The organism is Metabacillus niabensis (assembly GCF_902829255.1).
GTDB classification, from domain to species: Bacteria; Bacillota; Bacilli; order Bacillales; family Bacillaceae; genus Metabacillus; species Metabacillus niabensis.
Genome location: NZ_CADEPK010000023.1, coordinates 1 through 4,036, shown reverse-complemented (window position 1 = coordinate 4,036; position 4,036 = coordinate 1). Strand labels below are relative to the sequence as shown.

At 34.1% G+C, this 4,036-nt stretch carries 8 protein-coding genes; 4 read left to right on the top strand and 4 right to left on the bottom strand.

The window, feature by feature from the left end; all coding sequences use genetic code 11:
- The 3 genes from HU235_RS24860 to HU235_RS04765 form a co-directional block, all read left to right on the top strand.
- Positions 1–90, top strand: a 90-nt coding sequence (locus HU235_RS24860) for a YjcZ family sporulation protein (RefSeq protein ID WP_217451416.1), incomplete at its 5' end; no start/stop codon positions are given.
- Between the two features lie 254 nt (positions 91–344).
- Positions 345–551 (top strand): zinc ribbon domain-containing protein, encoded by a 207-nt coding sequence (locus HU235_RS04770; RefSeq protein ID WP_145581812.1) that lies wholly within the window; start codon positions 345–347, stop codon positions 549–551.
- 236 nt (positions 552–787) lie between these two features.
- Positions 788–1,213: a GreA/GreB family elongation factor gene (locus HU235_RS04765; protein WP_174879473.1), complete on the top strand. Its 426-nt coding sequence runs from the start codon at positions 788–790 to the stop codon at positions 1,211–1,213.
- A 284-nt stretch (positions 1,214–1,497) separates the two neighbouring features.
- Here HU235_RS04765 and HU235_RS04760 read toward each other — a convergent pair whose 3' ends face one another.
- Entirely contained in the window at positions 1,498–1,719 is a 222-nt protein-coding gene (locus tag HU235_RS04760) for a hypothetical protein (RefSeq protein WP_095301493.1), read from the bottom strand.
- A gap of 192 nt (positions 1,720–1,911) precedes the next feature.
- On the opposite strand from HU235_RS04760, the gene HU235_RS04755 reads away from it, so the two are divergent.
- Complete coding sequence (locus HU235_RS04755) at positions 1,912–2,955, top strand: M42 family metallopeptidase (protein WP_145581814.1); 1,044 nt, start codon at positions 1,912–1,914, stop codon at positions 2,953–2,955.
- A gap of 71 nt (positions 2,956–3,026) precedes the next feature.
- On the opposite strand, the gene HU235_RS04750 is transcribed toward HU235_RS04755, so the two are convergent.
- The 3 genes from HU235_RS04750 to HU235_RS04740 form a co-directional block, all read right to left on the bottom strand.
- Entirely contained in the window at positions 3,027–3,197 is a 171-nt protein-coding gene (locus HU235_RS04750) for a hypothetical protein (RefSeq protein WP_170944407.1), read from the bottom strand.
- 65 nt (positions 3,198–3,262) lie between these two features.
- Positions 3,263–3,553, bottom strand: a complete 291-nt coding sequence (locus tag HU235_RS04745; RefSeq protein ID WP_095301495.1) for a YxcD family protein — start codon at positions 3,551–3,553, stop codon at positions 3,263–3,265.
- Positions 3,541–3,978 (bottom strand): hypothetical protein, encoded by a 438-nt coding sequence (locus HU235_RS04740; protein ID WP_307190531.1) that lies wholly within the window; start codon positions 3,976–3,978, stop codon positions 3,541–3,543. The genes HU235_RS04745 and HU235_RS04740 overlap by 13 nt, the downstream gene beginning before the upstream one ends.
- Positions 3,979–4,036 lie beyond the last annotated feature (58 nt).

Here is a 4,036-nt window from a genome sequence, read left to right as displayed (position 1 = left end):
GGCGGTGGCGGTTACGGATATGGAAGAGGATTTGCTTTAATCGTTGTATTGTTCATTTTATTAATTATCGTTGGTGCAGCTTGGTTATAAGCTAATTGGAAAGAGGGCTGAGGTAATCAGTCCTTTTTCGTTTCATGTAGGATAGGATGAATATTTAAACATAGTTTTCGTGTCAAGTACAAGCGGCCAACTCCTAAAGAGTCATAATCTCAAGGACTGGCTTTATTTGCATTGGAAGGTTAAAGGGTGTGTAATAACAAAATCTACATATTGATAAATGAAAAGTGAAACAAATGCATGTTTATAAACGTAATACAATTATAGAAAACAAGGAGTTGAACAGAATGAGTGGAAAAGGATGTATAAAATGTGGGAGCCAAAATGCTAGTTCAAAAGAGGTTTCAATGACAGGTACAGGTTTATCAAAAATGTTCGATGTACAGCATAATCAATTTTTAGTTATTTATTGCAATAATTGTGGGTACTCAGAGTTTTACAATAAAAAGTCTTCAACAGCATCAAATGTATTGGATTTATTTTTTGGAGGCTAATATAAATAATTAGAGTTGTTAAAAAATTGGGGGTGGCTTGTGGTCAGCCCTTTTTGAGTACCTCTATTTTTTCATGGGAAATACGGGGATGCCATAGATAGAAACTTATGTACGGCTATGATATGATGGTCTTTGAGATTGGTAGATTATCTCAAAAATAGTAACTGGAGGGATTTTTATGAATCGTGAGTTAAAATTATGCAAAGGGTTACATCATGGAAGGGGGGCTATCTACCATGAGCCATAATCCGATCGATGTTTTAAAAGAGACTCTTATTAGCCAATTAGTATTTCTTGAGGAAAATAGTATCGAATTAATGGATACTTATTTTGCTTCAGAAAGAGAGAAATATAGAAGCTTCTGTTCATCGTATACGTCAGAAGTTGAAAGCTACTTATCATTATTGAACAACCAATTAGAAAAGCAATCTTCTTTAACGAAGGTATTCATAGGCAGTAAAGTGAGTGTAAAATTTGAAGATGATGAAGAGATCGAAGAATTTGTCATTTGTTTCCCAGAGGAAACGGATCCAGACAATGGTTTTATTTCATTCCTTTCACCAGTCGGCCATCAATTATTGCTTCGGTCATTAGGGGAAACAATGAGCTTAAGTACTCCTGGTGGTGAAGTAAGAGTGACTATCAATGATATTTCGTTTTAAAAATCGGTTCTTTTCTGAAAGATTGTTGTTTTTGCACTATATATAGGTTGATTTGAGCGCATTGTGAGATTCATGTGGGATGAGTGGGAAAAGGGAGATCGCACAAGTTTCTCACACTACCCACACCGCAGAAAGCGAGCACAGTAGCGGAAATCAACTAAGAACGACAAATAAGTTAAAGGCAACAACGTTTTCCTAAAAACATCCAAATAGTAAATCGTAATTTCCTAAAGAGGGGGTTACTTAAGGTGCTGGCTAAGTACCTTGAGATAGCCCCTTTATTATTATGATGTTCTTTTTTCTTCGTGATCGATTTGAATTAACGAGTTTCGTTTAATCCAATATTGAAAGCTATCGATCGGAAAAACACCTCTACGCTTAGAATTATTCATTTGGATAACAATACTGTTATCGTTAACTTCGATAATTTTCAATCGATTAGAGTTACTGATATTCGGAATAAAACTACCTCGTAATTCAAACTCCATATTATTAGACAATTTCATATAAGAGGCCCTCCTTTCACTGTAAATAAACATTACACTTATATTTCCCACTATTGGTTTGATTATCCAATTATTTTTTGAATAGCTGATTGAGATTATTAAATTATGAAAGCTTTCGTAAAGTATGTGGTATTCGATATTTTTTGTTAAAATGATATTATCTTGTTTTTAGTAATTGAAAGGAGCTTGTCTATGAATACGAGCGATGAAATTGTTCAACTCATAAAGGAATTGGTTAAGATTCCAAGCCCATCAGGAAATACGGAAAACGTTATATCATATGTTGAGAAATATGTAGCAGATTTACATGTTGAAATGAAGCGGAATCATAAGGGAGGGTTAATTATTACCTTGCCTGGTGAAGATACAACGAAGCAGCGAATGTTAACAGCTCATGTCGATACGCTTGGGGCAATGGTTAAAGAGGTTAAAGCAAATGGAAGATTAATGATCGATCTTATTGGAGGCTTCCAGTATAACTCCATTGAAGGTGAATATTGTCAAATTGAAACAGCAAATGGAGATATCTATACTGGGACGATTTTGATGCATCAAACATCTGTTCATGTTTATAAAGATGCTGGGAAATTAGAGAGAAATCAAAAAAATATCGAAGTAAGAATTGATGCTGTCGTGAAAAATGCTGACGATGTACGCAAGCTAGGAATTGAGGTAGGAGATTTTATTTCATTTTACCCAAGGGTAGAAATCACACCAACTGGTTTTATTAAATCGCGCCACTTAGATGATAAAGCAAGTGTTGCTATTTTATTGAATCTTATTAAACAAATTGTAACGGAAAACATTTCATTACCTTATACAACTCATTTTCTCATCTCAAATAATGAAGAGATTGGCTATGGTGGAAATTCAAATATCCCTAAAGAGACGGTTGAGTATCTAGCAGTTGATATGGGAGCAATCGGTGATGGACAAGCAACAGATGAATACACGGTTTCAATTTGTGCCAAAGATGCGAGTGGTCCTTACCATTACGGTCTTAGAAAAAAGCTCGTAAATCTGGCTCGTATGCATCATATCGATTATAAAGTGGACATTTACCCTTATTATGGTTCAGATGCATCTGCTGCAATTCGTTCAGGAAATGATATTGTTCACGGCTTAGTCGGACCAGGAATTGATGCATCACATGCGTTTGAAAGAACGCATACTTCTTCATTGATACATACAGCTAATTTACTTTATTATTATGTACAATCAGATATGACTTATTAAAATTGGTAATGAATGAGGGTGACTCAAAAGGTTCTGAACTTTTTGAGTCACTCTCTTTTGGTTATAAGTTCTTACGAATTTTTTTTCATAAAATAGACTGATAAAAAGGAGCCAGCAAGCAATAGTATTGATAAAAGAAGGAAAAATCCGATTCCAATACTGTCCAATAGGGTAAAAAGATAACCGATTAAAATGATATCTGTTACGATTGAGCCGATGATATATACTTTCATTGAACGCATAACAACATTCCTTTATTCTTTTCTTATCTTAATTAGCAAAAAACGAGGGCAAAAGCCACTCGTCTTTAATCCGCATATGCAATAATTCCTTCTTCGTCATCCAAAACAAGCTCAAGAGCTGCTGAATAAGGATCAATTTCCATAACTGTATCAAGCCAATATCGCAATGCTTCGATAATATTAGCTGTAATAAGAATTTGCTTTCTACCATTTACATATGATTCAGCTGAAAAGCCGTAATCATCATCATAAATAAGCTCAATTTCAACTTCTTGTGGCGTAATTTGTCTTTTATGAGCAATATGAAGGCAAAGGGCATTGACAATATCCTGCTCAGCTATTTTTATCTTCCCCATACTGAATCTTCCTCTTCTTTACGTTTCTTTTTAAAGAAGGTAAATAGTTTTCGAATAATAACAATGACAGCGATAATCGCAATCACATTTATAAATAATCCAATAATTGAGCCTAAAATACCAAGATTACTTAATAATCCACCTAGTAGTAACCCAGCTAGTCCACCTAAAAATAAGCCTTTCATAATGCTTCCAGTTTTAGATTTAGTAGTTTTACTACTTTTTGTGATCGTCGAAGATTTTTGCTGTGTGTCATCCTTTTTGAAAAAAGATGAGTTATTATTTGTGTTTGAATTAAATGATTTCTTACCAGATTTATATCCTTTTGCACTAACTGTTGTTATGTGATCTCCTAGTAAAAATCCACCAACTGGTGTGAATACTAGAGTCATAACGAGCATTGCTGATAATAATTTTTTTATCATGATGTAAAAACTCCTCCTCAAAATCTATCATATTTCTATCTTACTATACGGATATATT

Coding starts and splice junctions, on each gene's coding strand:
- HU235_RS04770 (WP_145581812.1), top strand. CDS start 345: ATGAGTGGAAAAGGATGTATAAAATGTGGGAGCCAAAATGCTAGTTCA.
- HU235_RS04765 (WP_174879473.1), top strand. CDS start 788: ATGAGCCATAATCCGATCGATGTTTTAAAAGAGACTCTTATTAGCCAA.
- HU235_RS04760 (WP_095301493.1), bottom strand. CDS start 1,719: ATGAAATTGTCTAATAATATGGAGTTTGAATTACGAGGTAGTTTTATT.
- HU235_RS04755 (WP_145581814.1), top strand. CDS start 1,912: ATGAATACGAGCGATGAAATTGTTCAACTCATAAAGGAATTGGTTAAG.
- HU235_RS04750 (WP_170944407.1), bottom strand. CDS start 3,197: ATGCGTTCAATGAAAGTATATATCATCGGCTCAATCGTAACAGATATC.
- HU235_RS04745 (WP_095301495.1), bottom strand. CDS start 3,553: ATGGGGAAGATAAAAATAGCTGAGCAGGATATTGTCAATGCCCTTTGC.
- HU235_RS04740 (WP_307190531.1), bottom strand. CDS start 3,978: ATGATAAAAAAATTATTATCAGCAATGCTCGTTATGACTCTAGTATTC.